Annotated in this window: 22 protein-coding genes; 4 read left to right on the top strand and 18 right to left on the bottom strand. The window is 53.3% G+C overall.

Annotation, left to right across the window (positions count from 1 at the left end; translation table 11 throughout):
* Positions 1 to 32 precede the first annotated feature (32 nt).
* From nuoN to lrhA, 14 genes are all read right to left on the bottom strand, one after another.
* Positions 33 to 1,490 carry an NADH-quinone oxidoreductase subunit NuoN gene (gene nuoN / locus OGV75_RS20530; RefSeq protein ID WP_016153830.1) on the bottom strand — a complete coding sequence of 486 codons (1,458 nt, stop codon included), beginning with the start codon at positions 1,488 to 1,490 and terminating at the stop codon, positions 33 to 35.
* A gap of 6 nt (positions 1,491 to 1,496) precedes the next feature.
* Positions 1,497 to 3,026: an NADH-quinone oxidoreductase subunit M gene (gene nuoM / locus OGV75_RS20525; RefSeq protein ID WP_016153831.1), complete on the bottom strand. Its 1,530-nt coding sequence runs from the start codon at positions 3,024 to 3,026 to the stop codon at positions 1,497 to 1,499.
* A 76-nt stretch (positions 3,027 to 3,102) separates the two neighbouring features.
* Complete coding sequence (gene nuoL, locus OGV75_RS20520) at positions 3,103 to 4,944, bottom strand: NADH-quinone oxidoreductase subunit L (protein ID WP_047359225.1); 1,842 nt, start codon at positions 4,942 to 4,944, stop codon at positions 3,103 to 3,105.
* Positions 4,941 to 5,243, bottom strand: coding sequence for an NADH-quinone oxidoreductase subunit NuoK (gene nuoK / locus OGV75_RS20515; protein WP_006683663.1), 303 nt, complete (start codon positions 5,241 to 5,243; stop codon positions 4,941 to 4,943). Before nuoK ends, nuoL begins: the two co-directional genes overlap by 4 nt.
* Positions 5,240 to 5,794, bottom strand: a complete 555-nt coding sequence (gene nuoJ, locus OGV75_RS20510) for an NADH-quinone oxidoreductase subunit J (RefSeq protein WP_016153833.1) — start codon at positions 5,792 to 5,794, stop codon at positions 5,240 to 5,242. Before nuoJ ends, nuoK begins: the two co-directional genes overlap by 4 nt.
* A gap of 11 nt (positions 5,795 to 5,805) precedes the next feature.
* Positions 5,806 to 6,348 (bottom strand): NADH-quinone oxidoreductase subunit NuoI, encoded by a 543-nt coding sequence (gene nuoI / locus OGV75_RS20505; RefSeq protein WP_005129470.1) that lies wholly within the window; start codon positions 6,346 to 6,348, stop codon positions 5,806 to 5,808.
* A 14-nt stretch (positions 6,349 to 6,362) separates the two neighbouring features.
* Positions 6,363 to 7,340, bottom strand: coding sequence for an NADH-quinone oxidoreductase subunit NuoH (gene nuoH / locus OGV75_RS20500; protein ID WP_016153834.1), 978 nt, complete (start codon positions 7,338 to 7,340; stop codon positions 6,363 to 6,365).
* Positions 7,337 to 10,063 (bottom strand): NADH-quinone oxidoreductase subunit NuoG, encoded by a 2,727-nt coding sequence (nuoG, locus tag OGV75_RS20495; protein ID WP_032931989.1) that lies wholly within the window; start codon positions 10,061 to 10,063, stop codon positions 7,337 to 7,339. The genes nuoH and nuoG overlap by 4 nt, the downstream gene beginning before the upstream one ends.
* Positions 10,064 to 10,143: 80 nt before the next feature.
* Positions 10,144 to 11,481 (bottom strand): NADH-quinone oxidoreductase subunit NuoF, encoded by a 1,338-nt coding sequence (gene nuoF / locus OGV75_RS20490; protein WP_016153836.1) that lies wholly within the window; start codon positions 11,479 to 11,481, stop codon positions 10,144 to 10,146.
* Entirely contained in the window at positions 11,478 to 11,978 is a 501-nt protein-coding gene (gene nuoE, locus OGV75_RS20485; RefSeq protein WP_003028069.1) for an NADH-quinone oxidoreductase subunit NuoE, read from the bottom strand. Before nuoE ends, nuoF begins: the two co-directional genes overlap by 4 nt.
* Positions 11,979 to 11,980: 2 nt before the next feature.
* The gene (nuoC, locus tag OGV75_RS20480) at positions 11,981 to 13,783 is read right to left on the bottom strand and encodes an NADH-quinone oxidoreductase subunit C/D (RefSeq protein ID WP_016153837.1); all 1,803 of its coding nucleotides are present in this window, start codon (positions 13,781 to 13,783) and stop codon (positions 11,981 to 11,983) included.
* An 85-nt stretch (positions 13,784 to 13,868) separates the two neighbouring features.
* Positions 13,869 to 14,531: an NADH-quinone oxidoreductase subunit NuoB gene (nuoB, locus tag OGV75_RS20475; RefSeq protein ID WP_003028075.1), complete on the bottom strand. Its 663-nt coding sequence runs from the start codon at positions 14,529 to 14,531 to the stop codon at positions 13,869 to 13,871.
* A gap of 15 nt (positions 14,532 to 14,546) precedes the next feature.
* The gene (gene nuoA, locus OGV75_RS20470) at positions 14,547 to 14,990 is read right to left on the bottom strand and encodes an NADH-quinone oxidoreductase subunit NuoA (protein ID WP_003028077.1); all 444 of its coding nucleotides are present in this window, start codon (positions 14,988 to 14,990) and stop codon (positions 14,547 to 14,549) included.
* Positions 14,991 to 15,617: 627 nt separating this feature from the next.
* Positions 15,618 to 16,556 carry a transcriptional regulator LrhA gene (lrhA, locus tag OGV75_RS20465; protein WP_016153838.1) on the bottom strand — a complete coding sequence of 313 codons (939 nt, stop codon included), beginning with the start codon at positions 16,554 to 16,556 and terminating at the stop codon, positions 15,618 to 15,620.
* A gap of 928 nt (positions 16,557 to 17,484) precedes the next feature.
* Between lrhA and alaA the strand changes: the two genes are divergently transcribed.
* On the top strand, positions 17,485 to 18,702 hold the full coding sequence (gene alaA, locus OGV75_RS20460; protein ID WP_005129483.1) for an alanine transaminase AlaA: 1,218 nt from the start codon (positions 17,485 to 17,487) through the stop codon (positions 18,700 to 18,702).
* Between the two features lie 95 nt (positions 18,703 to 18,797).
* Positions 18,798 to 19,397, top strand: a complete 600-nt coding sequence (gene yfbR / locus OGV75_RS20455) for a 5'-deoxynucleotidase (protein ID WP_003028083.1) — start codon at positions 18,798 to 18,800, stop codon at positions 19,395 to 19,397.
* A 52-nt stretch (positions 19,398 to 19,449) separates the two neighbouring features.
* Here yfbR and OGV75_RS20450 read toward each other — a convergent pair whose 3' ends face one another.
* The 4 genes from OGV75_RS20450 to yfbV all read right to left on the bottom strand — a co-directional run bounded on the left by OGV75_RS20450 (position 19,450) and on the right by yfbV (position 23,063).
* Entirely contained in the window at positions 19,450 to 21,282 is a 1,833-nt protein-coding gene (locus OGV75_RS20450; RefSeq protein ID WP_286481115.1) for an SLC13 family permease, read from the bottom strand.
* 77 nt (positions 21,283 to 21,359) lie between these two features.
* Positions 21,360 to 22,037 (bottom strand): sugar phosphatase, encoded by a 678-nt coding sequence (locus tag OGV75_RS20445; RefSeq protein WP_286481231.1) that lies wholly within the window; start codon positions 22,035 to 22,037, stop codon positions 21,360 to 21,362.
* Entirely contained in the window at positions 22,030 to 22,524 is a 495-nt protein-coding gene (locus OGV75_RS20440) for a YfbU family protein (RefSeq protein ID WP_016153841.1), read from the bottom strand. Before OGV75_RS20440 ends, OGV75_RS20445 begins: the two co-directional genes overlap by 8 nt.
* A gap of 83 nt (positions 22,525 to 22,607) precedes the next feature.
* Positions 22,608 to 23,063 (bottom strand): terminus macrodomain insulation protein YfbV, encoded by a 456-nt coding sequence (gene yfbV / locus OGV75_RS20435; protein ID WP_016153842.1) that lies wholly within the window; start codon positions 23,061 to 23,063, stop codon positions 22,608 to 22,610.
* A gap of 339 nt (positions 23,064 to 23,402) precedes the next feature.
* On the opposite strand from yfbV, the gene ackA reads away from it, so the two are divergent.
* Positions 23,403 to 24,605: an acetate kinase gene (gene ackA / locus OGV75_RS20430; protein ID WP_016153843.1), complete on the top strand. Its 1,203-nt coding sequence runs from the start codon at positions 23,403 to 23,405 to the stop codon at positions 24,603 to 24,605.
* Between the two features lie 75 nt (positions 24,606 to 24,680).
* Positions 24,681 to 26,825, top strand: coding sequence for a phosphate acetyltransferase (gene pta, locus OGV75_RS20425; protein ID WP_016153844.1), 2,145 nt, complete (start codon positions 24,681 to 24,683; stop codon positions 26,823 to 26,825).
* The last annotated feature ends 11 nt before the right edge of the window (positions 26,826 to 26,836 follow it).

The following is a 26,836-nucleotide window of genomic DNA, read 5'->3' as shown; positions in this document are numbered from 1 at the left end:
TCCAGACTCTTTTTCGATCACAGCATGACGAATTACATCAGCGGAGCCGCTAACTGCACGATGCTGATCAACGGTTGCGGGTAGATACCCAGCACCAGTACCAGCAGGGCAGAAATCAGCACCACGATACCGCCCGCGCTGTACTGCCAGTTGGACGGCGCATCGCGATTCAGCTGCTGCGGTGCGCTCAGGTACAGGCTCACGGCAACGCGCAGGTAGTAGTACAAACCAATCGCGGAACCCACCACCACGGCGGCAACCAGCCACCACAGATTAGCCTGCACACCCACCGCCAGTACGTAGAACTTACCGATAAAGCCCAGCGTCATCGGAATACCCGCCAGAGACAGCATCATCACCGTCATCACCGCCGCGAGGATTGGACGATGCCAGAACAGACCACGGTAGGAGAACAGAGAGTCTGCATCCGGACCGCGGTACGGGCTGGACATCAGGCTGACCACACCGAAAGCACCGAGGCTGCTGAACAGATAACCGGCCAGGTAAACGCCAACCGCTTCCATCGACATCTCGCCGCTCTGCAGGGCAATCAGCGCCACCAGCAGGTAACCGAGGTGAGAGATAGAAGAGTAACCAAGCAGACGTTTGATGTTGGTCTGGCTCAGCGCCATCAGGTTACCGAAGATAATGGAAGCAAAGGCAATCACACCCAGCACGATCCGTACCGCTTCGCTATCACCTACCGGTGCGTACAAGAACAGACGCATCACCACGCCGAAGATAGCGATTTTGCTCGCCGTCGCCAGGAAGGTGGAAACCGGAGCCGGAGCGCCCTGGTATACGTCTGGCGTCCACAGGTGGAATGGAACCAGTGAGAGTTTAAAGCCGAGGCCAACAATCATCAGACCGAAGCCCGCCAGCAGCAGCGGTTCTTGCAGCATACCGTCGCCGAGGCTCTTACCGAGCGCGACAAACGACAGGTTGCCAGACTGCGCGTACACCAGCGCCATACCAAACAGCAGGAAGGAAGACGCTGCGGCAGACAGAATGGTGTATTTGATACTGGCTTCCAGCGAACGCTTCTGACGGAACGCATAGCCAACCAGACCAAACAGCGGCAGAGAGATAAGCTCAATACCAAGGAACAGCGCCGCCAGATGGTTAGCGTTAGCCAGCAGAATACCGCCGAGCGCGGCAATCAGCACCAGCAGATAGAACTCTTCCCGGTTGTCGTCGTAGCCTTCCAGCCACGGGTAAGCGAAGGTACAGGTGGCAAGACTCGCCAGCAGCACCAGCCCGGTGTAGAGCATGGCGAAACCGTCAACCCGCATCAGCGGGGTGACGTCCATAGCGCCCGCCTGGCCAACAAACCAGAGCGAAACCAGTGCGGCGTTAAGCCCAATGACCGACAGCGTGGCATTGAGGAAGTGATTGCGTCGCCACGCAATGGAGAGCATCACAACCACCACCGTCAAGCCGACGATCAGCAGCGGTAGCAGCGCAATCAGGTGTTGTGGAGTTATTGTCATGGCGATTTACGGCCTTGTAGTAGTAACGGAATTAACAAACCACTGCTGGATGTTGCTCATCGCAGAATGCGAGGTATCCAGAATCGGCTGCGGATAGAAGCCAAGCAGTACCAGAAGCACGACCAGCAACAGGATGATAAACAGCTCACGCAGCGACATCCCTGGCAGTTCAACACTGGCAATCTGGCTCTTCGCCTTACCAAAGTAAGCGCGATGCAGCATCGCCAGCGAGTAAACAGAAGCAAACACCAGACCAAATGTCGAGATCACGGTAATAACCGGAACCACCTGGTAGCTGCCGAACAGAATCATAAATTCGCCAACGAAGTTACCTGTACCCGGCATACCCAGCGTACACACTGCAAAGAACATTGACAGCGCAGGCAACCATTTCATTTTGCCCCACAGGCCGCCCATCATACGCATATCACGCGTGTGCAGACGTTCGTACAGCTGACCACACAGGATGAACAGACCGGCTGCGGACAGGCCGTGCGCGATCATCTGAATCACCGCACCCTGGTATGCCAGCTGGCTGCCGGTGTAGATAGCAATCAGAACGAAGCCCATGTGGGATACGGAGGTGTAAGCAATCAGACGTTTGATGTCGTACTGATTAAAGGCCATCCACGCGCCGTAGAAGATGCCGATGACGCCAAGCCACATTGCGATAGGTGCAAACTCCGCTGACGCATTCGGGAACAGCGGCAGGGAGAAGCGCAGCAGACCGTAGGCTGCGGTTTTCAGCAAGATACCTGCCAGGTCAACGGAACCTGCGGTCGGTGCCTGGGAGTGAGCATCCGGCAACCAGCCGTGCAGCGGAACCACCGGCATTTTCACCGCGAAAGCGATGAAGAAGCCCAACATCAGCAGGTATTCCACGCCGTGGGACATCGGAGTATTCAGTAATTCTTCATAGTTGAAAGTCCACACGCCGGTCGCTTTGTAGTGCACAAACACCAGCGCCAGGATGGCAATCAACATCACCAGACCACTCGCCTGGGTATAAATGAAGAACTTGGTTGCTGCCGTGATACGCGTTTTACCGTCAGAGGCTTTATGCCCCCATAGCGCGATCAGGAAGTACATCGGCACCAGCATCATTTCCCAGAAGAAGAAGAACAGGAACATGTCGATGGCAAGGAACACGCCGATTACGCCGCCTAAGATCCACATCAGGTTCAGGTGGAAAAAGCCCTGGTATTTTTCGATTTCATTCCAGGAGCAAAGTACCGCCAGAACACCGAGCAGGCCGGTCAGCACCACCATCAGCAGCGACAGACCGTCGATAGCAAGATGAATCGAGATGCCAAAGCGTGGGATCCACGGCAGGACAAACTCAGACTGCCACTGCGGAATGCCAGTGGATTGCGTCAGTGAATAGCCGCCCTGCAACCAAAGTTGCAGGCCAAGCGCCAGCGTCAGTCCCATGGTAATCAGCGCGATCCAACGCGGCACCTTCACGCCAAAGCGTTCGGTCTGCCAGCACAGGAAGCCACCGATAAAGGGAATCAATATTAGCCAGGGTAGTAACATGGCGATTTTTATTCCTTTTTAAGGCCCCTAATAGAGGCCTGATTTTCAACGAATTTGGATAAAATTCACTTTACGATCAACGCAGTACCATCAACAGAGCCAGCACAACGACGGCGCCGATGCTCATTGATGCTACATACCAACGCAGATAGCCGTTCTCGCTTAACAACAGGCCTTTACCTGCAAAGCGGGAAAGGATCGCCGGAATGTTCATCATTGCGTTCAGCGGATCGCGTTTCAGCAGCCATGCAACGCCCAGGAACGGCTTGACGAACACTTTGTCGTACAGCCAGTCGAAGCCCCAGGCGTTATACCACCAGGTACCCAGCAGACGGCCTGGCGCACTGTTGGCAATCGACGTCACCAGAGTACGTTTACCCAGCCACAGCCATGCAGCGATCAGAATGCCTGCAATCGCGACGATACCGGAGGTAATTTCCAGGGTCATCACGCGACCATGCTCAAGCTCGGTCGTCGCAGGCAGTACACCCTGCAGCGGTGGCACAATCAGTGCGCCAACGAAGGTGGACAGGATCATCAGCACAATCAGCGGCAGATGATGTGTAATCCCCTTCCCTGCGTGAGCGTGAATTTGCTCTTTACCGTGGAACACGATGAAAATCATACGGAAGGTGTACAGAGAGGTCATGAACGCACCGACCAGACCTGCAACCATCAGATTAATATGACCGTTCGCCATCGCACCGGCCAGAATCTCATCCTTACTGAAGAAGCCTGCGGTAATCAGCGGCAGAGCCGACAGCGCCGCGCCACCGATCAGGAAGCAGATATACACCAGCGGAATGGACTTACGCAGGCCGCCCATCTTGAAGATGTTCTGTTCGTGGTGACAGGCCAGGATAACCGAGCCGGATGCCAGGAACAGCAGCGCTTTAAAGAACGCGTGCGTCATCAGGTGGAAAATCGCCGCGTCCCACGCCTGAACCCCGAGAGCCAGGAACATATAACCAATCTGGCTCATGGTGGAGTATGCGAGAACGCGTTTAATGTCGGTCTGTACCAGCGCGGCAAAACCAGCCAGTACCAGAGTGATAGCCCCGATAATCCCCACCAGATGCAGGATTTCCGGCGTCATCAGGAACAGGCCGTGGGTACGTGCAATCAGATAGACACCGGCGGTAACCATCGTCGCGGCGTGGATCAACGCGGAGACAGGCGTCGGACCTGCCATCGCGTCAGCAAGCCATGTCTGCAACGGCAGCTGCGCGGATTTACCCACCGCACCGCCCAGCAGCATCAGGGTTGCCCACATCAGCATGTTGTTACCATCTGCAAAGTGAGCAGGTGCCAGTTCCACCATTTCGCGGAAGTTCAGCGTGCCCAGCTCGTTGTAAAGGATAAACAATGCGAAGGCGAGGAACACGTCACCCACACGGGTCACGACGAAGGCTTTCATTGCCGCAGCGCCATTCTTCGGATCGGTGTAATAGAAACCGATCAGCAGATAGGAGCACAGGCCCACGCCTTCCCAGCCGAGGTACATCAGCAGCAGGTTATCCGCCAGTACCAGAACCACCATGCTGGCGATAAACAGGTTGGTGTAGGCGAAGAAACGGGAGTATCCCTCTTCACCGCGCATATACCAGGAGGCGAACATGTGGATCAGGAAACCCACACCGGTCACCACACTGAGCATGGTCAGCGACAGGCCGTCCAGCACCAGATTAAAACCGATATTGAAGTCACCGACAGACATCCACGTCCACAGCGGCTGGCTGTAGGCCTGTTGACCATTAGCAAAGAAGTCAACGCCAACAAACGCGGTCACCAGCGCCGCCAGGCCAATCGACCCGACGCCCACGGTCGCGGACAGATTTTCTGACCAACGACCGCGAGAGAACGCCAGTAATACAAAGCCAATAAATGGCAGAATAATGGTTAAGGCAAGCATGTTCATCCACGCATCTCACTTACTGAATCGATGTTCAGGTTCTGGCGACGGCGATGAAGTTGCAGCAACAGCGCAAGTCCAATGCTCGCTTCCGCAGCCGCAAGGCTGATGGCGAGAATATACATCACCTGACCATCGGTCTGGCCCCAGTAGCTTCCGGCGACCACGAAGGCCAGCGCGGAGGCGTTAATCATGATTTCCAGCCCGATCAGCATAAACAGCAGATTGCGGCGGATAACCAGACCGGTTAAGCCCAGTACGAATAAGACAGCCGCGAGGATCAGTCCATGTTGTAAAGGGATCATGCGTGCTCCTCCGTTTTTCTTTTCGCGCGGTCATCGGTGCGATTGCTCAGCACTTCACCAGAACGCTCTTCGCGCCCTACGTGGAAGGCTACAACCAGACCTGCCAGCAGCAGCATCGAAGCCAGCTCGACCGCCAGTACATACGGTCCGAACAGGGAAATACCGACAGCTTTAGCGCTAATTGGCGTCCCGTCGATGCCCTGATCGTTAACACCCAGAATGGCATAAACAATAACCGCCAGCATGATGGCCGACAGAATCGCCGGTCCAATCCACACCTGCGGTTTCAGCCACTGGCGTTCCTGTTCAATTTCAGAACCACCGAGGTTGAGCATCATGACCACGAACACGAACAACACCATGATGGCGCCCGCGTAGACGATTATTTCCAGCGCCCCCGCGAAGTAAGCACCTAACGAGAAGAACACCCCGGAAATCGCCAGCAGCGAAATAATCAGGTACAGCAGTGCGTGTACCGGATTGGTGTGGGTGATCACCCGCAAGGTTGCGAGAATGGCTATCAGGCCACAGATATAAAAAGCGAACTCCATTGCCCCTCTCCTTACGGTAACAGGCTCTTGACGTCGATAGGCTTGGCTTCGTTCTCTGCTTCGCCCTTATCTTTGCCGTCGATTGCCATACCTGCCATCCGGTAGAAGTTATATTCCGGGTATTTACCCGGACCGGAGATCAGCAGATCCTCTTTCTCGTAAACCAGGTCCTGGCGCTTGTACTCACCCAGCTCGAAATCTGGAGTCAGCTGAATAGCCGTTGTCGGACAGGCTTCTTCGCACAGGCCGCAGAAAATGCAGCGTGAGAAGTTAATGCGGAAAAACTCCGGATACCAGCGGCCGTCTTTGGTCTCTGCTTTTTGCAAAGAGATACAGCCTACCGGACACGCTACCGCACACAGGTTACAGGCAACGCAGCGCTCTTCGCCGTCCGGGTCACGGGTCAGAACGATACGACCACGAAAACGGGGCGGTAGATAGACCGGCTCTTCCGGGTACATCTGCGTTTCGCGTTTCGCGAACGCATGCAGGCCGATCATCCAGATACTGCGTACCTGGGTGCCGAAACCTACTAACAATTCTTTTAAGGTCATGGTCTTTGTGTCCCTTATTGCGCCTGCCAGAGAATGACAGCCGCCGTTACCAGCAAGTTGACGAGCGTCAGCGGCAGACAGACTTTCCAGCCGAAGGACATTACCTGGTCATAACGAGGACGCGGTAACGACGCACGAATCAAAATGAACATCATCATGAAGAACGCGGTTTTCAGCGCGAACCAGACGAATGGCGGTAAGAACGGACCATGCCAGCCACCGAAGAACAGGGTAACCATCAGTGCAGAAATGGTGACGATGCCGATGTACTCACCCACGAAGAACAGACCGAATTTCATACCGGAGTATTCAATGTGGTAACCGTCGGCCAGTTCCTGCTCGGCTTCTGGCTGGTCAAACGGGTGACGGTGACACACCGCCACGCCCGCGATGGCAAAGGTGACAAAACCAAAGAACTGCGGAATAACGTTCCAGATATCAGCCTGGTTGTTGACGATGTCGGTCATGTTAAATGAACCGGCCTGCGCCACCACGCCCATCAGGGAAAGTCCGAGGAATACTTCGTAGCTCAGCGTCTGCGCAGACGCACGCATCGCACCGAGCAGCGAGTATTTGTTGTTACTGGACCAGCCTGCGAACAGCACCGCGTATACCGCGAGGCCAGCCATCATCAGGAAGAACAGGATCCCGATGTTCAGGTCAGCAACCACCCAGTTCGGACTCACCGGCACGATGGCGAAAGCCAGCAGCAGCGAGGTGAAGGCGATCATCGGTGCCAGGGTAAAGATGACGCGATCCGAGAATTTCGGGATCCAGTCTTCTTTAAAGAACATCTTGATCATGTCCGCAACCAGCTGGAGCGAACCGCCCCAGCCAACACGGTTCGGTCCGTAACGGTTCTGGAACAGACCGAGCAGACGACGTTCGCCAAAGCTCATGAATGCCCCGCAGGTGACCACCACCAGCAGAATCACGACCGCTTTGAGAACGCTCAGCAGGATCTCAATCAGATCGGGTGTAATCCAACTCATTGTTGTGCCTCCTGCAGATCCTCAAGACGTGCACCAGCCAGAACCGGCGCGATGCCAGGCATACCCATTGGCAAACCAACCTGCCCTGCCGTTAATCCTTCAGCGATTTCAACCGGCAGCGTAACCGTGTTGCCATCGTAGCTGAAAGAAACGCGCGTACCGGCATTAACACCCAACTTCGCGGCATCAGCCGGGTTGAGTTTGATGTACGGTTGCGGCATACGGGTCTGGAAGACAGGCGCACGCTGGGACATTTCGTCACTACCAAACAGATGATAGTAAGGCGCGACACGCCACTGACCATCCTGAGCCTGGAAGCTCGCCGGAACGGTTGTGAAGTAATCCAGACCATCTGCAGAAGCTTCGATCAGACGCACGCCCGGATCGCCATGACGCAGTTTACCGCCCACTTCATCCTGGAACTTGTTCCACGCCTGTGGGGAGTTCCAGCCCGGAGCCCAGGCAAACGGAATTTGTGAACGCGGCGCAGACGGCTGGTTGTTCCCTTCCATGGAGAAAGCGAACATGGTGTCTTTGTCCTGCGGCTGACGCGGTTCGTGGACGCTGATGTTGGCGCGCATTGCGGTACGACCACTGTAGCGGTGCGGTTCACGTGCCAGTTTCTGTCCACGGATACGGAAGCTTGCATCCGGCGCGGCATCTTTAATACCCGCCAACTGCGGTAACTTCTCAACGACCGCGTCGATAACATGGTCGAGCTGCGTCCAGTCCACTTCACGACTCTGCACGGTACTGTGCAGCGAGTGCAGCCAGCGCCAGCTTTCCAGCATTACGGTGTTGCTGTCGTAGTAGGATGGGTCATAGACCTGGAAGAAACGCTGGGCGCGCCCTTCGTTGTTAATTACCGTACCATCGCTTTCAGCGAAGCTAGCGGCGGAAAGCACCAGATGGGCGTTTTCCATAATAGCCGTGCGCTGATGGTCAACGACCAGTACCAGCGGCGCTTTCGCCAGCGCGGCGTTCACACGCGTTGCTGAAGCATGGCGATGCAGGTCATTTTCCAACACCACAACGGCGTCAGCACGACCTGTTTCCAGTTCGGTCAGCGCGTCGTCGAGGGAACCACCGCCAATCATACCCAGCCCCATACTGTTGACAGAGCGAGCAATCATGGTGATCCCGACGTCTGCGCCACGGCCTTTCAGCGCCTTCGCCACGTTGGCAGCAGCCTGAATCACGTCGGCGCTACCGGCGTTGGTACCGGAAATAATCAGTGGTTTCTTCGCCCCGGCCAGAGCCTGAACGATGACGTCAATTTTGTTCTGCAGGTCACGGTCGATACCGTCAACCGCCGGTGCGTTGTTATCCAGCGCATGGGCGATCGCGAAACCTAAACGCGCCTGATCTTCAACCGGCGCACGGTAGGTCCATGCCGCGATATCATCCAGACGGGTGTTATCGACGTTGGTAACGAACAGCGGGTGCTTGGCGCGCTGGCCGATGTTGAGGATTGCCGCAATCTGCCAGTCGGCCACTTTCTGCGCCGCCGCCATTTCACGCGCTTTACCTTTCACCGCCTGACGCACTGCCAGCGCAACGCGCGCGCCGGTTTGGGTGACATCTTCGCCCAGGACCAGAACCGCATCGTATGACTCGATTTCGCGCAGTGCCGGGGTATGAATACCGCCGTCACGCAGCACGCTCAGAGCCAGTTGCAGACGTTCCTGCTCGCCCTGGGCAATACCGGTATAGAAGTTATCCGCACCGACCAGTTCACGCAGCGCGAAGTTACTTTCAACGCTGGCACGCGGGGAGCCGATACCAATCACTTTCTTCGACTGACGCAGAATATCTGCCGCGCCCTGCATCGCCTGTTCGGCATTCAGCGTGATCAGGTCATCGCCACGACGCTGTACCGGCTGGCGTGGACGGTCTTTCAGGTTCACGTAACCATAGCCAAAACGACCACGGTCGCAGAGGAAGTAGTGGTTAACGGTACCGTTGTAGCGGTTTTCGATACGACGCAGTTCACCGTAGCGCTCGCCCGGGCTGATGTTACAACCAATAGAACACTGCTGGCAGATGCTCGGCGCAAACTGCATGTCCCATTTACGGTTATAACGCTCGGAGTGCGTTTTATCGGTGAAGACGCCGGTCGGGCAAATTTCCACCAGGTTACCGGAGAATTCGCTTTCGAGCGTACCGTCTTCCGGACGACCAAAGTAGACGTTGTCATGTGCGCCATAGACGCCCAGATCCGCGCCATCGGCGTAATCTTTGTAGTAACGTACGCAGCGATAGCAGGCGATGCAGCGGTTCATTTCGTGAGAGATGAACGGCCCCAGGTCCTGGTTGCGGTGAGTACGCTTCGTGAAGCGGTAGCGACGGAAGCTATGACCGGTCATGACGGTCATATCCTGAAGGTGGCAGTTACCGCCCTCTTCACAGACCGGACAGTCGTGCGGGTGGTTAGTCATCAACCACTCCACTACGCTTTCGCGAAACTGCTTCGCTTCTTCGTCATCAATTGAAATAAAGGTGCCTTCGGTGGCCGGTGTCATACAAGACATCACCAGGCGACCACGCGTGTCTTCCGCGTTTTGATATTGCTTCACCGCACACTGGCGGCAAGCACCGACGCTTCCCAGCGCCGGGTGCCAGCAAAAGTACGGAATATCAAGGCCGAGAGACAGACAAGCTTCCAGCAGGTTGTCCGCTCCGTTGACCTCATATTCTTTGCCGTCTACATGAATCGTAGCCATAGTCAGCATGCTTCCAGTTGGCTCGGTCTAAAACCGAGCGTTAATCGAATTTCTGATCGCGATTCAGGGTTACCCTGCTATTACCAGCGCTCTTTCAGCAGGTTCGGCTGAATACCACCAATCTGATGGGTATTGCTGAAGGACTGCTTGATGCCAGCTTCGAATTCTTCGCGGAAATATTTAATGGCGCTCTGCAGCGGCTCCACCGCACCCGGTGCGTGTGCACAGAAGGTTTTACCCGGGCCGAGGAAACGACACAGTTGCTCAAGCGTCTCGATATCCCCAGGCTGGCCTTCGCCACGCTCCAGCGCGCGCAGAATTTTCACACTCCACGGCAGACCGTCACGGCACGGCGTACACCAGCCGCAGGACTCGCGGGCAAAGAACTCTTCGAGGTTACGCACCAGAGGAACCATGCCAATCTCGTGATCGACGGCCATTGCCAGCGCGGTGCCCAAACGGCTACCGGCTTTACCAATGCTTTCGAATTCCATCGGCAGATCGAGGTGCGCTTCAGTCAGGAAGTCAGTACCCGCGCCGCCCGGCTGCCAGGCTTTGAATTTCAGGCCATCACGCATGCCGCCCGCGTAATCTTCGAGGATCTCGCGCGCGGTAGTACCGAAAGGCAGTTCCCACAGGCCAGGGTTCTTCACGCGACCGGAGAAGCCCATCAGCTTGGTGCCCGCGTCTTTGCTCTGCGAAATGTTCTGGTACCACTCCACGCCGTTCGCGAGGATAGCTGGTACGTTACACAGGGTTTCGACGTTGTTAACGCAGGTCGGCTTACCCCAAGCGCCAGAGCTTGCCGGGAACGGCGGCTTGGAACGTGGGTTAGCACGACGACCTTCAAGGGAGTTAATCAGCGCCGTCTCTTCACCGCAGATATAGCGCCCTGCCCCGGTGTGGACAAACAGTTCGAAGTCGAAACCGGTGCCCATGATGTTTTTGCCAAGCAAGCCGGCTTCGGTTGCTTCGGCAATCGCGCGACGCAGATGCACAGCCGCTTCGATATATTCACCACGCAGGAAGATGTAACCACGGTACGCTTTCAGCGCAAACGCGGAGATCAGCATGCCTTCTACCAGCAGGTGCGGCAGCTGTTCCATCAGCAGACGGTCTTTATAGGTACCCGGCTCCATTTCATCGGCGTTACACAGCAGGTAACGGATGTTCATGGATTCGTCTTTCGGCATCAGGCTCCACTTCAGACCGGTGGAAAAGCCCGCACCGCCGCGCCCTTTCAGGCCAGCGTCTTTTACCTGATTAACGATTTCGTCCGGTGACAGCCCGGTCAGGGCCTTACGTGCACCTTCGTAGCCGTTCTTGCTACGGTATTCGTCCAGCCAGACCGGCTGTTTGTCATCACGCAGACGCCAGGTCAGCGGATGCGTTTCGGGAGTACGGATAATGTCTTTCATTTATACCGCTCCAGCAGTTCGGGAATGCCTTCCGGGGTCAGGTGAGCATGAGTATCCTCATCGATCATCATGTTCGGCCCTTTATCGCAGTTCCCCAGGCAACAGGTCGGGAGCAGCGTAAAACGACCGTCAAAGGTCGTCTGCCCCGGCTTGATGTTGAGTTTTTTCTCAAGCGCAGCCTGGATCCCCTGATAGCCGTTGATATGGCACACCACGCTGTCGCAATAGCGGATCACGTGGCGACCTACCGGCTGGCGGAAGATCTGGCTATAGAACGTGGCAACACCTTCTACGTCGCTTGCCGGGATCCCCAGCACATCAGCGATCGCATAGATCGCCCCATCCGGCACCCAGCCACGCTGTTTCTGAACGATTTTCAGCGCTTCAATGGACGCCGCACGCGGGTCTTCGTAGTGGTGCTTCTCGTGCTCAATCGCTTCACGCTCAGCCGCACTCAGCTCAAAAGCCTCGGTTTGTGGTTGTTGATTCTCGTGCATAATTAGCGGTCCACATCTGACATAACAAAATCGATACTACCCAGGTGGACGATAAGGTCGGACACCAGGCTGCCACGTACCGCTACCGGGATCTGCTGCAGGTGCGCATAGCTCGGGGTACGGATACGGGTACGGTAACTCATGGTGCTGCCATCGCTGGTCAGGTAGTAACTGTTAATACCCTTGGTCGCTTCCACCATCTGGAAGGACTCGTTTGCCGGCATAACCGGTCCCCACGAAACTTGCAGGAAGTGGGTGATCAGGGTTTCGATATGTTGCAACGTGCGCTCTTTCGGCGGCGGCGTAGTCAGCGGGTGATCCGCTTTGAACGGGCCTTCCGGCATGTTGTTGAGGCACTGCTCAAGGATGCGCAGACTCTGGCGCAGCTCTTCAACTTTCAGCATCACGCGGGTATAGCAGTCGGACACGCCGCCGCCAACCGGGACTTCAAAGTCAAAGTTTTCGTAGCCAGAGTATGGACGCGCTTTACGCACGTCAAAATCAATACCGGTCGCACGCAGCGCAGCACCGGTACAACCCCAGTCCAGCGCTTCTTTCTTACCATAAGCGGCAACGCCCTGCGAACGGCCTTTCAGGATGGTGTTACGCAGTGCGGCTTTCTCGTAGGAATCCAGACGTTTTGGCATCCAGTCGAGGAAGTCACGCAGCAGTTTGTCCCAACCGCGCGGCAGATCGTGTGCCACACCGCCGATACGGAACCAGGCCGGGTGCATACGGAAACCGGTGATCGCTTCCACTACGTCATAGATTTTCTGACGGTCGGTAAAGGCGAAGAAGACCGGCGTCATCGCGCCGACGTCCTGGATGAACGTGGAGATGTACAGCAGATGGCTGTTGATACGGAACAGTTCAGACAACATAACGCGAATCACGTTGACGCGATCCGGCGTGGTGATGCCAGCCAGTTTCTCAACGGCCAGTACGTAAGGCATTTCGTTAACGCAGCCGCCGAGGTACTCGATACGGTCGGTGTACGGAATGTAGCTATGCCAGGACTGACGTTCACCCATCTTTTCAGCGCCACGGTGGTGGTAGCCGATGTCAGGCACGCAGTCGACGATTTCTTCGCCATCAAGCTGCAGCACAATACGGAACGCACCGTGAGAAGACGGGTGGTTAGGACCGAGGTTGAGGAACATGAAGTCCTCGTTTTCGGAACTACGCTTCATGCCCCATTCTTCTGGTTTGAAGGTCAGTGATTCCATTTCCAGATCCTGTTTGGCTTTAGTCAGCTCAAACGGATCGAATTCGGTCGCACGCGCCGGGTAGTCTTTACGCAGCGGATGACCTTCCCAGGTATGCGGCATCAGCAGACGCGTCAGGTGCGGGTGACCTTCAATGTCGATGCCAAACATTTCCCAGGTTTCACGCTCATACCAGTTGGCGTTCGGGAACAGTTTGGTGAACGTCGGTACGCGCAGGTCGTTTTCAGACAATGCCACCTTGAGCATGATATCGCGATTGCGTTCAATGGAGATCAGGTGATAGAAAACGGAAAAATCCGCGGCAGGTAACCCTTCGCGGTGCGTACGCAGACGTTCGTCCATGCCGTGTAAGTCAAACAGCATGACGTATGGTTTCGGCAGTCTCTTTAAGAAATCGCCAACTTCCAGTAATTGTTCACGCTTGACCCAAACAACAGGTACCCCGGTGCGAGTCGCCTGAACGGTAAAGGCATCCGGCCCAAAACGGTTGCGCAGTTCGCCAATGACCGGGTCATCAAGGTGATCCCGTGTTTGCCATACAGCGTCTTGCGCGGTTAAGTCGGTCATATTGTTCACCATTGCAAATGGTCCGTGGTGGTCGGCAGTGCTTCGCGCTATTTATGTAGTGATAAGCGAAGGAAGTGCTGCTGCCGACAGGCGCAAATTAAATCTCGTCTGGTGTACGAAGATTCGTTACAGCAATACGTTCGCCGCGTTTACGCTCGCGTTCTGACTGCATATTGGCGCGATAAACGCCCTGATCGCCAACCACCCAGGAGAGCGGACGGCGTTCTTTGCCAATGGAATCTTGCAGCAGCATCAGAGCCTGCATATACGCTTCCGGACGCGGCGGGCATCCCGGGATGTACACATCGACCGGAATAAATTTATCAACGCCCTGCACCACAGAATAGATGTCGTACATACCGCCGGAGTTGGCGCATGCGCCCATGGAAATAACCCATTTCGGTTCCAGCATCTGATCGTAGAGGCGCTGAATAACCGGCGCCATTTTGGTAAAGCAGGTTCCGGCTACGACCATCAAGTCAGCCTGACGCGGCGATGCACGCAGTACTTCCGCACCAAAACGGGCCACATCGTGCACGGCGGTAAACGAGGTCACCATCTCAACGTAGCAGCAGGAAAGGCCAAAGTTATATGGCCAAATTGAGTTTTTACGGCCCCAGTTAACCATGTCATGCAGCTTGCCCATGAACACGTTTTTGTTAACTTCTTGCTCCAGGGGGTCGGTTACGATCTCCTGTTTTTGCAGGGGGTAACGGTCGTTCTCACCGTTAGGATCTATGCGGGTGAGCGTATAATCCATCTTAATGCCTCGCGGTTAGCGTTGACGATTAGCGATACTGTTCGTTTCCGGGTTCATACGCTCGCGGCGTGAACGCGCGGGCGTCCAGTCCAGCGCGCCAATACGCACCAGATAAACCAGACCTGCCAGTAACACAAAAATAAAAATTGCAGCTTCCACAAAGCCAATCCAGCCGCTTTCACGGATAGAAGTTGACCATGCGAACAGATACAGCGCTTCAACGTCGAAGATAACGAAGAACATGGCTACCAGATAAAACTTGGCAGACAGGCGCAAGCGGGCGGTGCCGACCGAGTCGATACCTGATTCAAACGGCACGTTTTTAGATCTCGCGCGCGCGCGACCACCTAAAAACCAGCCGCCGACGAGCATCAGGCAGCACAGGCCAATGGCAACAATAAGAAAGATAGCGAATGCCCAGTGATGAGCGATGATTTCAGTGGATGTTGACATACTCATTGCTTACTCATCAAAAGTAGCGCCAAATTCTCTGCTCTTTTCGGCAGATGAACGCCACATCGATTCATGGGGAGGAATAAAAAAAACCTTACAATCACTGTGAAAAACCATTTTATACAGCTAATTGATGGGGTTTTTTACTCCTTTCTATAACCTTTTGTCAACTTTAACAAAAGTTTCCTCACATTATTTTACACCGCTCCAACTTCATTAACATAAAGTGCTATTTAGACCAATTTCGATCGCATCATCGGTCATTTTTAATGTTGTTGAATCGTGTCCGTAGTGAAGTAAAAAAGATAATACTCACCTATTTTGACAGGAATTCACCCAGATGCCTCCCCCTAAATGGGAGTATTTTCTTGATCTGTGACACGCTTTTGTTAATTCACCATAAAAAACAGCAACAATTTCTCTAGTTTTTTAACATGGAAACAATTAGTAACGCTGCTGCTTATTTTTCAGCCAAGTGTCAGGCCGTTTTTTTACCTTCTGATTTTGTTAAGTTTTAGTATAGCAAATGACATAAAGCGGCAATATTTACATAAAAAAAGAGCCGCTGGATGTTTTTTCATCACCAGAGGCTCTTTTTTACACTAACATTTTAAAACGATTTTTTGTGACGGATTACTCAAAGTCGCCTTCAACAATCAGCGAGTCATCTCCCCCTTCCGGGGTAAACTGATTGTATTGCCAAGGATTTTGATACGTTTGCATCGACTTAAAGATAACTTCTGCCAACTCATTTTGCGTGGACGGATCGCAGCACAACAAATACTCAGTATCAGGCAATGGCGGTAATCCGTCGGCGGCGCCCAGTACGCGTAAATCCGGACTCATCATTTCAACAGGCCGCGCAGTGACGCCGAGCCCTGCTTTTACCGCCGCGCGAACCGCAGGTAATGTTGAAGCAACATAAGCCAGACGCCACGGGATCTGAGCAGCATTTAATGTCGCCAGCACGATATCGCGAAACGGGCTCGGATCGTCCAGCAGAACCAACGGTACTGGCTCACCTTTTTGCAAAATATATTCGGCAGCACAGTACCAATGCGTTGGCGAGGTACGCAGATTCAGACATTCAAAATCGCCAGGACGGTTGGTAGTCACAACCAAGTCCACTTCTTGCGACTTCAGCATATCCACCATGTAGGCGTTACGCTTGACCCTCACATCCAGCGCAAGCTTCGGATAAACCGAACTTATCCGGTTGAGCAGGAAAGGCAGTATGGTATCGGCAGATTCATCAGAAGCACCGATAGTTAACACTCCCTGAAGATTATTAAACATTAATGATGAGCATGCCTCATCATTAAAGCGCAGTATTTTTCTGGCGTAACCCAACAGTTGTATACCATGTTCGGTCAGTAGTTTGTTGCGTCCATGGCGCGCGAACAACTCTTTCCCCACGAGTTGCTCAAGACGCTGCATTTGCTGACTCACCGCAGACTGAGTTCGACATACCGCAGCTGCCGCAGCCGCAAAGGTATTCAGGTCGGCAACAGCAACGAAGGTTCTCAGCAGATCGAGGTCGAGGTTAATTATCGGACGATTTGCATTTATCATAGTTTTTCACTTACTCGCGGGTCATACCGGGTTAATGCTGTGCATTTGGAATCAAACAACTCCATTTGTAATGTGCCTCCCTCGCAGTTTCGCTTAGTGTAACCAAGTGAAAATAAGGATGTATTTGGTTTAACAAACGAAACAATTCTCTTTCCTGGCTATTTTAATTCCCGTGATATTCATCGGAATATAGCAACGAGAAAGAGCCGAATTTTTAGCTGCTGGATGATTCTGACTTAGGGAAAACATGTAAATTTTGTAAATTTAAAAAAAAGTTAACGAACAATAATTTACACATTAAAAACTAACTTTTCAGTGTGTTAGGAACAACCAACAAACATTTGAATTATCTTAAAATTCAGACTACTTACCATTTCATGAGACTTATCTTAACCTAAAACCACTATATTTATAAGTGTTATCGTGAATAATTCCAGGCTACCAGGTGTTATGTCAGAGCATCGGTTTTCCTATTATTGGCCCATCCAATTTAATGTCGTTTAAATATTAAATAATAATTAATTAAGAATTCTTCAATTCATTAATTATGCTTAACAATGAATTCACACCGTATCACGTACGGATCAGGCCGATAACAGGTCCCGCAGTTAGAACCTCAGTATTTTCGAATTACCTCATCCAGCTTAGACACCCGTGACATTTCGCTTTACAGGCTTAACTTTTTTTGACCAAACAATTCACCACAACCAAACCAATAAAACAAAACATACTACCAACAAAACACATCTAGATAGATTATTATCTCATAATATTTACATTATTTAGTTGTTAACAGTTAATTATCACTTCATAGCTTTTCAAAATCTTCTACTAAAGACCCTTCAAAACTCACCGCCGTGGGAGTACATTGTGCTGGGCTGACTTCCATGGCAGGGAGTGGCATTCACAGCTAAAAAGGTCAACGTTCATGTCCCCCATTGAAAAATCCAGCAAATTAGAAAACGTCTGTTATGACATTCGCGGCCCGGTTCTGAAGGAAGCAAAGCGCCTGGAAGAAGAAGGCAATAAGGTTCTGAAACTGAACATCGGCAACCCGGCGCCATTCGGGTTTGAAGCGCCAGATGAAATACTGGTGGATGTGATCCGAAATTTGCCAACAGCGCAAGGATATTGCGACTCCAAAGGCCTTTATTCCGCCCGTAAAGCGATTATGCAGCATTACCAGGCCCGTGGTATGCGCGACGTAACCGTGGAAGATATTTATATCGGCAACGGCGTTTCTGAATTAATTGTGCAGGCTATGCAGGCATTGCTGAACAGTGGGGACGAAATGCTGGTTCCCGCTCCTGATTATCCGCTGTGGACGGCGGCGGTATCGCTCTCCGGCGGTAATGCCGTGCACTACCTGTGTGACGAATCATCAGACTGGTTCCCGGACCTGGATGATATCCGCGCCAAAATCACGCCGCGTACGCGTGGGATCGTCATCATCAACCCAAACAACCCAACCGGCGCTGTATACTCTAAAGAGCTGCTGATGGAGATTGTTGAGATTGCTCGCCAGAACAACCTCATCATCTTTGCGGATGAGATTTACGACAAAATTCTCTACGACGACGCTGAGCACCACTCCATCGCTGCAATGGCGCCGGACCTGCTGACCATCACCTTCAATGGCCTGTCAAAAACCTATCGCGTTGCCGGTTTCCGTCAGGGCTGGATGGTGCTGAACGGGCCGAAGAAACATGCTAAAGGGTATATTGAAGGTCTTGAGATGCTGGCCTCTATGCGCCTGTGTGCCAACGTTCCGGCGCAACATGCCATTCAGACCGCACTGGGCGGATACCAGAGCATAAGCGAATTTATCATGCCTGGTGGGCGTCTGTATGAACAACGCAACCGCGCCTGGGAACTGCTCAATGACATTCCTGGTGTCTCCTGCGTAAAACCGCGCGGCGCGCTGTATATGTTCCCGAAAATTGATGCTAAACGCTTCAACATTCATGACGACCAGAAGATGGTGCTCGACTTCCTGCTGCAGGAAAAAGTACTGCTGGTTCAGGGAACAGCGTTCAACTGGCCGTGGCCGGATCATTTCCGCATCGTCACGCTGCCGCGTATTGACGATATTGAAATGTCGCTGAGTAAATTTGAGCGTTTCCTGTCAGGGTATCACCAGCTGTAATTAAACAAAGGCTGTCGGATGAATGACGAGTATTTGCATCTGACAGCCTTCTCTGCGCAAAATGACTCTTAGGTTGCCATCATATAAGGGTCGTTATGAAGCAGAGCCATTTTTTTGCCCACCTCTCCCGTCTGAAGCTCATTAATCGCTGGCCGCTGATGCGCAACGTGCGCACCGAAAACGTGTCTGAACACAGTCTGCAAGTTGCCATGGTTGCCCATGCGCTGGCCGCGATCAAAAACCGCAAATTTGGTGGTCAGGTTAATGCTGAGCGTATTGCTCTGTTGGCGATGTATCACGATGCGTCAGAAGTGCTGACCGGTGATCTCCCTACCCCGGTGAAATATTTCAACTCGCAGATTGCGCAGGAATATAAAGCGATAGAGAAAATTGCCCAGCAAAAACTGGTCGATATGGTACCTGATGAACTGCGCGATATTTTTGCGCCGCTCATTGATGAACATGCCTTAAGTGAAGAAGAGAGATCGATTGTTAAACAGGCCGATGCCCTGTGCGCGTATCTGAAGTGTCTGGAGGAACTCTCTGCCGGTAATAACGAATTTCTGCTTGCCAAGACGCGTCTGGAAAAAACGCTGGAGTCGCGACGCAGCGAAGAGATGGACTACTTTATGGACGTGTTTGTCCCGAGTTTTCACCTCTCATTAGATGAAATCAGCCAGGATTCTCCGCTATAAACGCATGACCCGGTGGCGGCGAAGATATCTCCGTCGCCATCCGCCAACAAAATCAAAACGGAAACAGCATCGGGATCATCACCACGCACACCGCCATCACAATGATGGTAAACGGTACGCCAATCTTCACGAAATCGCTAAAGCTGTAGTTGCCAGGTCCGAGCACCAGAGTGTTTACCGGGGAAGAGACAGGTGTCATAAAGGCTGCGGATGCTGCCATCGCAATCCCCATCGCAAAAGGATACGGTGAAACGCCCATCGACTTTGCAGCCGCCAGCGCGATTGGCGCCATCAGCACCGCCGTCGCGGTGTTGGAGATAAATAGCCCGATAGTCGCACACAGCACGAACAGGCAGCCCAACATCACATACGGGCCATACCCGCCACCGACATCCATCAGCCCTTTCACCACCAAGTCGACACCGCCGGTTTTTTGTAAAGCCAGCGCGAAGGGCATCATCCCGACAATCAAAATAATGCTTGGCCAGTGAATCGCTTTATAGGCACTTTCGGCATCAATACAGCGAAATTTCCCCATCAGTAGACAGGCGATGATCGCAGCCACCGTATTGGGAATTTCATCAGTGAGCATCAGAGCGACCATCAGCACCAGACAGAAAATCGCATGCGGTGCCTGGCTGTGCGCCGGAGAAGCTTCACTGACTTCCTCGGGCATATTCAGCACGACAAAATCACGCCCTTTTTGTCCCAACAGTGTGATGAGCTTCCAGTTGCCCACCACTAATATGATATCGCCCATCAGCAATGGCTCATCCACCACCGCTCCAGCCAGAGCCGCACCATCGCGCTTCAGCCCAACGACATTCAGCCCGTAGCGGGTACGAAAAGCGATTTCCCGTACCGTTTTGCCGATCAATTCCGATTCAGGGATCAGAGAGATCTCGGCCATCCCCACATCAAGCGCCTGCTCGGAGAAGTATTCGCCGCGCAGTACCATTGGTTCCAGAAACTGTTCACTGCAAAATTCACGCAGGTCGACATCGGCCGCGGACATATCAATCAGCAATACGTCACGGGCGCGAAACTCAGAAACCCCGTTAACGTCGACTATTACGCGACGAAAGCGACGCCAGCGTTCCACGCCAATCACGTTTGCCCCGTAGCGCTCACGCAACTTCAGATCATCCAGACGCTGGCCAATCATAGGAGAACCGGGACGAATCGCCAGCCGACGCGCGCGCCCGGTCAGGCGATATTCTTTAATCAGATCGCGAAAGGTCCGGCGTTTCCAGCCGTCTCCCGGCTGCCTGGAATCTTCCCCCTTGAGCATAAAGCGCATCAGCAGCATATAAATTATGCCGAGAACCAGAACCACCAGCCCCAGCGGGGTAACGCTAAAAAAGCTGAACCCGTTAAGTCCTTCACGTAACAGTTCACTGTTGACGACCAAGTTCGGCGGCGTCGCCACCAGCGTCATCATGCCGCTTATCAGGCCGGCAAAGCTCAGCGGCATCATCAGGCGTGAAGGGGAAATTTCCATGCGCATGGAAACGCTTAAGACCACCGGGATAAAGATGGCGACCACGCCGGTCGAACTCATAAACGCCCCGAGCCCGGCAACGGTAATCATCAGCAACACCAGCATTTTGACTTCACTGCTGCCAGCCACCTTCACCAGCCAGGCACCCATTACCGTCGCCACCCCGGTACGCACCAGGCCGTCGCCGATAATGAATAATGCCGCAATCAAAATAACGTTAGGATCGCTGAATCCGGAAAAGGCTTCTGTGATGCTCAATGTTCCGCTCAGAACAAAGGCAATGATGACCAGCAAAGCGACCGCGTCCATACGCACTCTGCCAGTAACAAACAAGACGACGGCAATCGCCAGCAATGAGAGAACCCATAACAATTCACCGTTCACAACATATCCTTGTTAAATGAGAGGGATGGATCGATTCTGCCATAAAAAAGCCCCAACAATCTGGGGCTAAATCATGTTCAGGTATTTCTTACCACGACCACATTTCCGTTAGGCTGTTTGGTCACAGAAATATGTTCCAGACTGGTCAGCGAAAAATCGACCTCATCCAGACGCGGCGTGTCCACAGGCGCGTTGACCGCTATCACATGACACCCTGCCGCCAGTCCTGAAAGCACCCCAGCGGGCGCATCTTCCACCACCGCGCATTCCTGTGGCGCAAGACCCAGAAGCTGGGCGCCTAACAGATAGGCGTCAGGCTCGGGCTTGCCTCTTTTTACCCGCTCGGCGGTGACAAACACTTCAGGAGCAGGCAGCCCCGCGACACGATGACGCGCTCGTGCGACCGGCATGGACCCGGAGGTCACAATCGCCCATGGAATACCCGCTTTATTGAGGTGGTTGAGCAAATCAACCGCTCCCGGCAGCGCAGTGATCCCCGCGGTTTCCGTCGTTTCGATCTGCTCCAGGCGGGTGAATTCCGCGGCGATCTCAGCCTCAGATTTGCCCACCATAAAGTGTCGCAGGGAGGTAATGGCCTGCTTGCCATGAATAAAGCCGAGCACCTCGGCGTGATCGAGGCCAAAACGATCGGCCCAGTTGCACCACGCGCGTTCTACTGCGGGTAAGGAATCGACCAGCGTTCCATCCAGATCAAACAGAAAACCTTTGCACTGCACGCTCGCCCCCTCAGGCATTAATGATTTGGTTAATTTCATTCGCACTCAGGTGATACTGGCGCGGGCAAGAGTGCCAGACATTCAGCATACGCTGATATTTTTCCCACATCGGGGTCTGGGCGTTGAAGCCATGCGTACCCGCATCAAAGTGGGTATAACGACCTTCTACATTAACCATAAAACGTACGTACCCGAGGTAACGGGCTTCCGTTGCGGCGTCAAAGCCAAGGAAGGTCACGCGACGCTCATCAATAGCCTGCGCGTCCTTAAGATTAGTCCAGGACACATGTAATGCGTGATACATCTCCATAATATCGATAATCGTACGACAGGTTTCTTCCGTCAGCTCACCAAACTCACGATCCAGCTCGCGCATCTGCAAGCCGTAACCGCGTTCAATAATCGTCTGCAAACGACGATAACGCTCGGCGTTAGTGGGATCGAGCATAGTCATCATTTTGTACTGATTAGACAAAATCAGACGTTGAGCGTTGGTCATTTCCATTTGGGACTCCTGTATCACTACTACTGCGATGAAAAAAAAGAAGGCATCTTGTGCCTTCTTTTATATGCGTAATCAGGGGTCAATTACAAATCATCAAGGAAAGTTTTATCCAGTTGTTTGAAGGCGCGCTTAAGCGTGTCAGCCAGCGCCTGATAATCAGGCTTTCCTTCTACCGGAGTGAGCGCCTGCCCGGCTTCTTGCAATTTACCCCGAACTTCGTAGAACCAGTTGAGTATTGAAGGCGGCAGCGGCGTTACAGAACGTTTACCCAGCCACCACATGCCCTGCATCGGCAGGCTGAGCGCAAACAGCGCAGTCGCCACGGCCGGTCCCAACTGCCCCCCTAACGCAATTTGCCAGCATAAGGTGAAGACGGCGATAGGCGGCATAAAACGGATCGCGTAACGCGTCATGCGGATTACGCGGTTCTCTACAAACACAGGCGCGAGGCGCTTTTCCATTGGCCACGTCTTCGCATAGTGCTGCCCCCGGCGAAACAAGCTAAAAAAATTGACGGAACGATTATCCGGTGTCGACATGGCGGTTACCTCAACTTCACATATAAAAATTAAAAAATTTGTGCAAAACAACAACTACAAAGGACATCGTTCAAAACATTTTGTCTTTAATACCCACATTCAGGTATCCTGTGCCGGCCTGTAAGGCCTTTAGTCCAAAATCATTGAGTCGTCAAATTGACACATAGTATGCCATTGGCTGAAAAATACGCAAAATGACATAGACTCAAAGGTATTTATTCCATCGTGCCCAAAAAGACTATGGCGCATGATGTTAATCATAAACGTCGGTGTCATCATGCGCTACGCTCTATGACTTCCTGACGTTTTTTTAGCCACGTATCATAAATAGGTACTTCCATGTCGAGTAAGTTAGTACTGGTTCTGAACTGCGGTAGCTCCTCACTGAAATTTGCCATCATCGATGCAGTAAACGGTGAAGAATACCTCTCTGGTTTAGCCGAATGTTTCCATCTCCCAGAAGCACGTATCAAGTGGAAAATGGACGGCGGTAAACAAGAAGCGGCTTTAGGTGCAGGCGCCGCTCACAGTGAAGCGCTGAATTTTATCGTTAATACTATTCTGGCACAAAAACCAGAACTGTCTGCTCAGCTGACTGCGATTGGTCACCGTGTTGTTCACGGCGGCGAGAAATACACCGGCTCTGTGGTTATCGACGATTCTGTTATTCAGGGTATCAAAGACGCAGCCTCTTTTGCACCGCTGCATAACCCTGCACACCTGATCGGTATCGCAGAAGCGCTGAAATCCTTCCCGAATCTGAAAGACAAAAACGTGGCTGTGTTCGACACCGCGTTCCATCAGACCATGCCGGAAGAGTCTTACCTCTATGCTCTGCCATACAGCCTGTACAAAGAACACGGTGTTCGTCGTTACGGCGCGCACGGTACCAGCCACTTCTTCGTAACTCAGGAAGCGGCAAAAATTCTGAACAAACCGGTTGATGAGCTCAACATCATCACTTGCCACTTGGGCAACGGCGGTTCTGTTTCTGCTATCCGTAACGGTAAATGTGTTGATACCTCCATGGGTCTGACCCCGCTGGAAGGTCTGGTGATGGGTACGCGTTCCGGTGACATCGACCCGGCGATCATCTTCCACCTGCACGACACCCTGGGCATGAGCGTTGACCAGATCAACAAAATGCTGACCAAAGAGTCCGGCCTGCTGGGTCTGACCGAAGTCACCAGCGACTGCCGTTATGTTGAAGATAACTACGCGACTAAAGAAGACGCTAAACGTGCAATGGACGTTTACTGTCACCGTCTGGCGAAATACATCGGTTCTTACACTGCGCTGATGGATGGTCGTCTGGATGCAGTTGTCTTCACCGGTGGTATCGGTGAAAACGCAGCGATGGTTCGTGAACTGTCTCTGGGCAAACTGGGCGTTCTGGGCTTTGAAGTTGACCACGAACGTAACCTGGCCGCACGTTTCGGCAAATCTGGTTTCATCAACAAAGAAGGTACCCGTCCTGCGGTGGTTATCCCAACCAACGAAGAACTGGTTATCGCGCAAGACGCGAGCCGTCTGACTGCCTGATTTCACACCGCCAGCCTAGCTGGCGGTGCTGTTTTGTAACCCGTCTACATCGACGGTAACGAAAGAGGATAAACCGTGTCCCGTATTATTATGCTGATCCCTACCGGAACCAGCGTCGGTCTGACCAGCGTCAGCCTTGGCGTGATCCGCGCAATGGAACGCAAAGGCGTTCGTCTGAGCGTCTTCAAGCCGATCTCTCAACCGCGTGCCGGTGGCGATGCGCCAGACCAGACTACCAGCATCGTCCGTGCTAACTCTTCTCTGCCAGCCGCTGAGCCGCTGAAGATGAGCCACGTTGAATCTCTGTTGTCCAGCAATCAGAAAGATGTGCTGATGGAAGAGATCATCGCGAACTACCACGCGAACACTAAAGACGCTGAAGTTGTACTGGTTGAAGGCCTGGTCCCAACCCGTAAACATCAGTTCGCGCAGTCTCTGAACTACGAAATCGCGAAAACGCTGAACGCAGAAATCGTCTTCGTAATGTCTCAGGGTACCGATACCCCGGAACAGCTGAACGAGCGTATTGAACTGACTCGCAGCAGCTTCGGCGGCGCGAAAAACACCAACATCACCGGCGTAATCGTTAACAAACTGAACGCACCGGTTGATGAGCAGGGCCGTACTCGCCCGGATCTGTCCGAGATTTTCGACGACTCTTCCAAAGCGAAAGTGATCAAAGTTGATCCGGCTAAACTGCAAGAATCCAGCCCGCTGCCGGTTCTGGGCGCGGTGCCATGGAGCTTCGATCTGATCGCAACGCGTGCAATCGATATGGCGCGTCATCTGAACGCCACTATCGTTAACGAAGGTGATATCAATACCCGTCGCGTGAAGTCTGTGACTTTCTGCGCACGCAGCATTCCGCACATGCTGGAGCACTTCCGTGCCGGTTCTCTGCTGGTGACTTCCGCCGATCGTCCTGACGTGCTGGTTGCAGCATGCCTGGCAGCCATGAACGGCGTGGAAATCGGTGCCCTGCTGCTGACTGGCGGCTACGAAATGGACGCGCGTATCACTAAACTGTGCGAACGTGCATTTGAAACCGGCCTGCCGGTATTCATGGTGAACACCAACACCTGGCAGACCTCTCTGAGCCTGCAGAGCTTCAACCTGGAAGTTCCGGTTGACGATCACGAACGTATTGAGAAAGTTCAGGAATACGTTGCTAACTACATCAACGCTGACTGGATTGAATCCCTGACCGCGACCTCTGAGCGCAGCCGTCGTCTGTCTCCGCCAGCGTTCCGTTATCAGCTGACCGAGCTGGCACGTAAAGCCGGCAAGCGCGTTGTTCTGCCGGAAGGTGACGAGCCGCGTACCGTTAAAGCGGCGGCTATCTGTGCTGAACGCGGTATCGCAACCTGCGTACTGCTGGGCAACCCGGATGAGATCACCCGCGTTGCGGCCTCTCAGGGCGTTGAGCTGGGTGCTGGCGTAGAAATCGTTGATCCAGATGTGGTTCGCGAAAGCTACGTTGCTCGCCTGGTCGAACTGCGTAAAAACAAAGGTATGACCGAAACCGTTGCCCGCGAACAGCTGGAAGACAACGTGGTTCTCGGTACCCTGATGCTGGAACAGGACGACGTTGACGGTCTGGTTTCTGGTGCAGTTCATACCACCGCGAACACCATCCGTCCACCGCTGCAACTGATCAAAACTGCACCGGGTAGTTCCCTGGTGTCTTCCGTGTTCTTCATGCTGCTGCCGGATCAGGTTTACGTATACGGCGACTGCGCGATCAACCCGGATCCGACTGCAGAGCAACTGGCAGAAATCGCGATTCAGTCCGCTGAATCCGCCATTGCTTTCGGTATCGAACCGCGTGTAGCAATGCTCTCCTACTCCACCGGTACTTCTGGTGCAGGTAGCGACGTAGAAAAAGTTCGTGAAGCCACGCGTCTGGCGCAGGAAAAACGTCCTGACCTGATGATCGACGGTCCACTGCAGTATGACGCCGCCGTTATGGCTGACGTAGCAAAATCCAAAGCGCCGAACTCTCCGGTTGCAGGTCGCGCTACCGTGTTCATCTTCCCGGATCTGAACACCGGTAACACCACCTACAAAGCGGTACAGCGTTCTGCCGACCTGATCTCCATCGGGCCGATGCTGCAGGGTATGCGCAAGCCTGTGAACGACCTGTCTCGTGGCGCGCTGGTTGACGACATCGTCTACACCATCGCTCTGACCGCGATCCAGTCTTCCCAACAGCAGCAGTAATCTGTCGAGTG

The organism is Citrobacter sp. Cb028, assembly GCF_030336705.1.
Taxonomy (GTDB): Bacteria; Pseudomonadota; Gammaproteobacteria; order Enterobacterales; family Enterobacteriaceae; genus Citrobacter; species Citrobacter braakii.
This window is presented reverse-complemented; position numbering and strand designations above follow the sequence as displayed.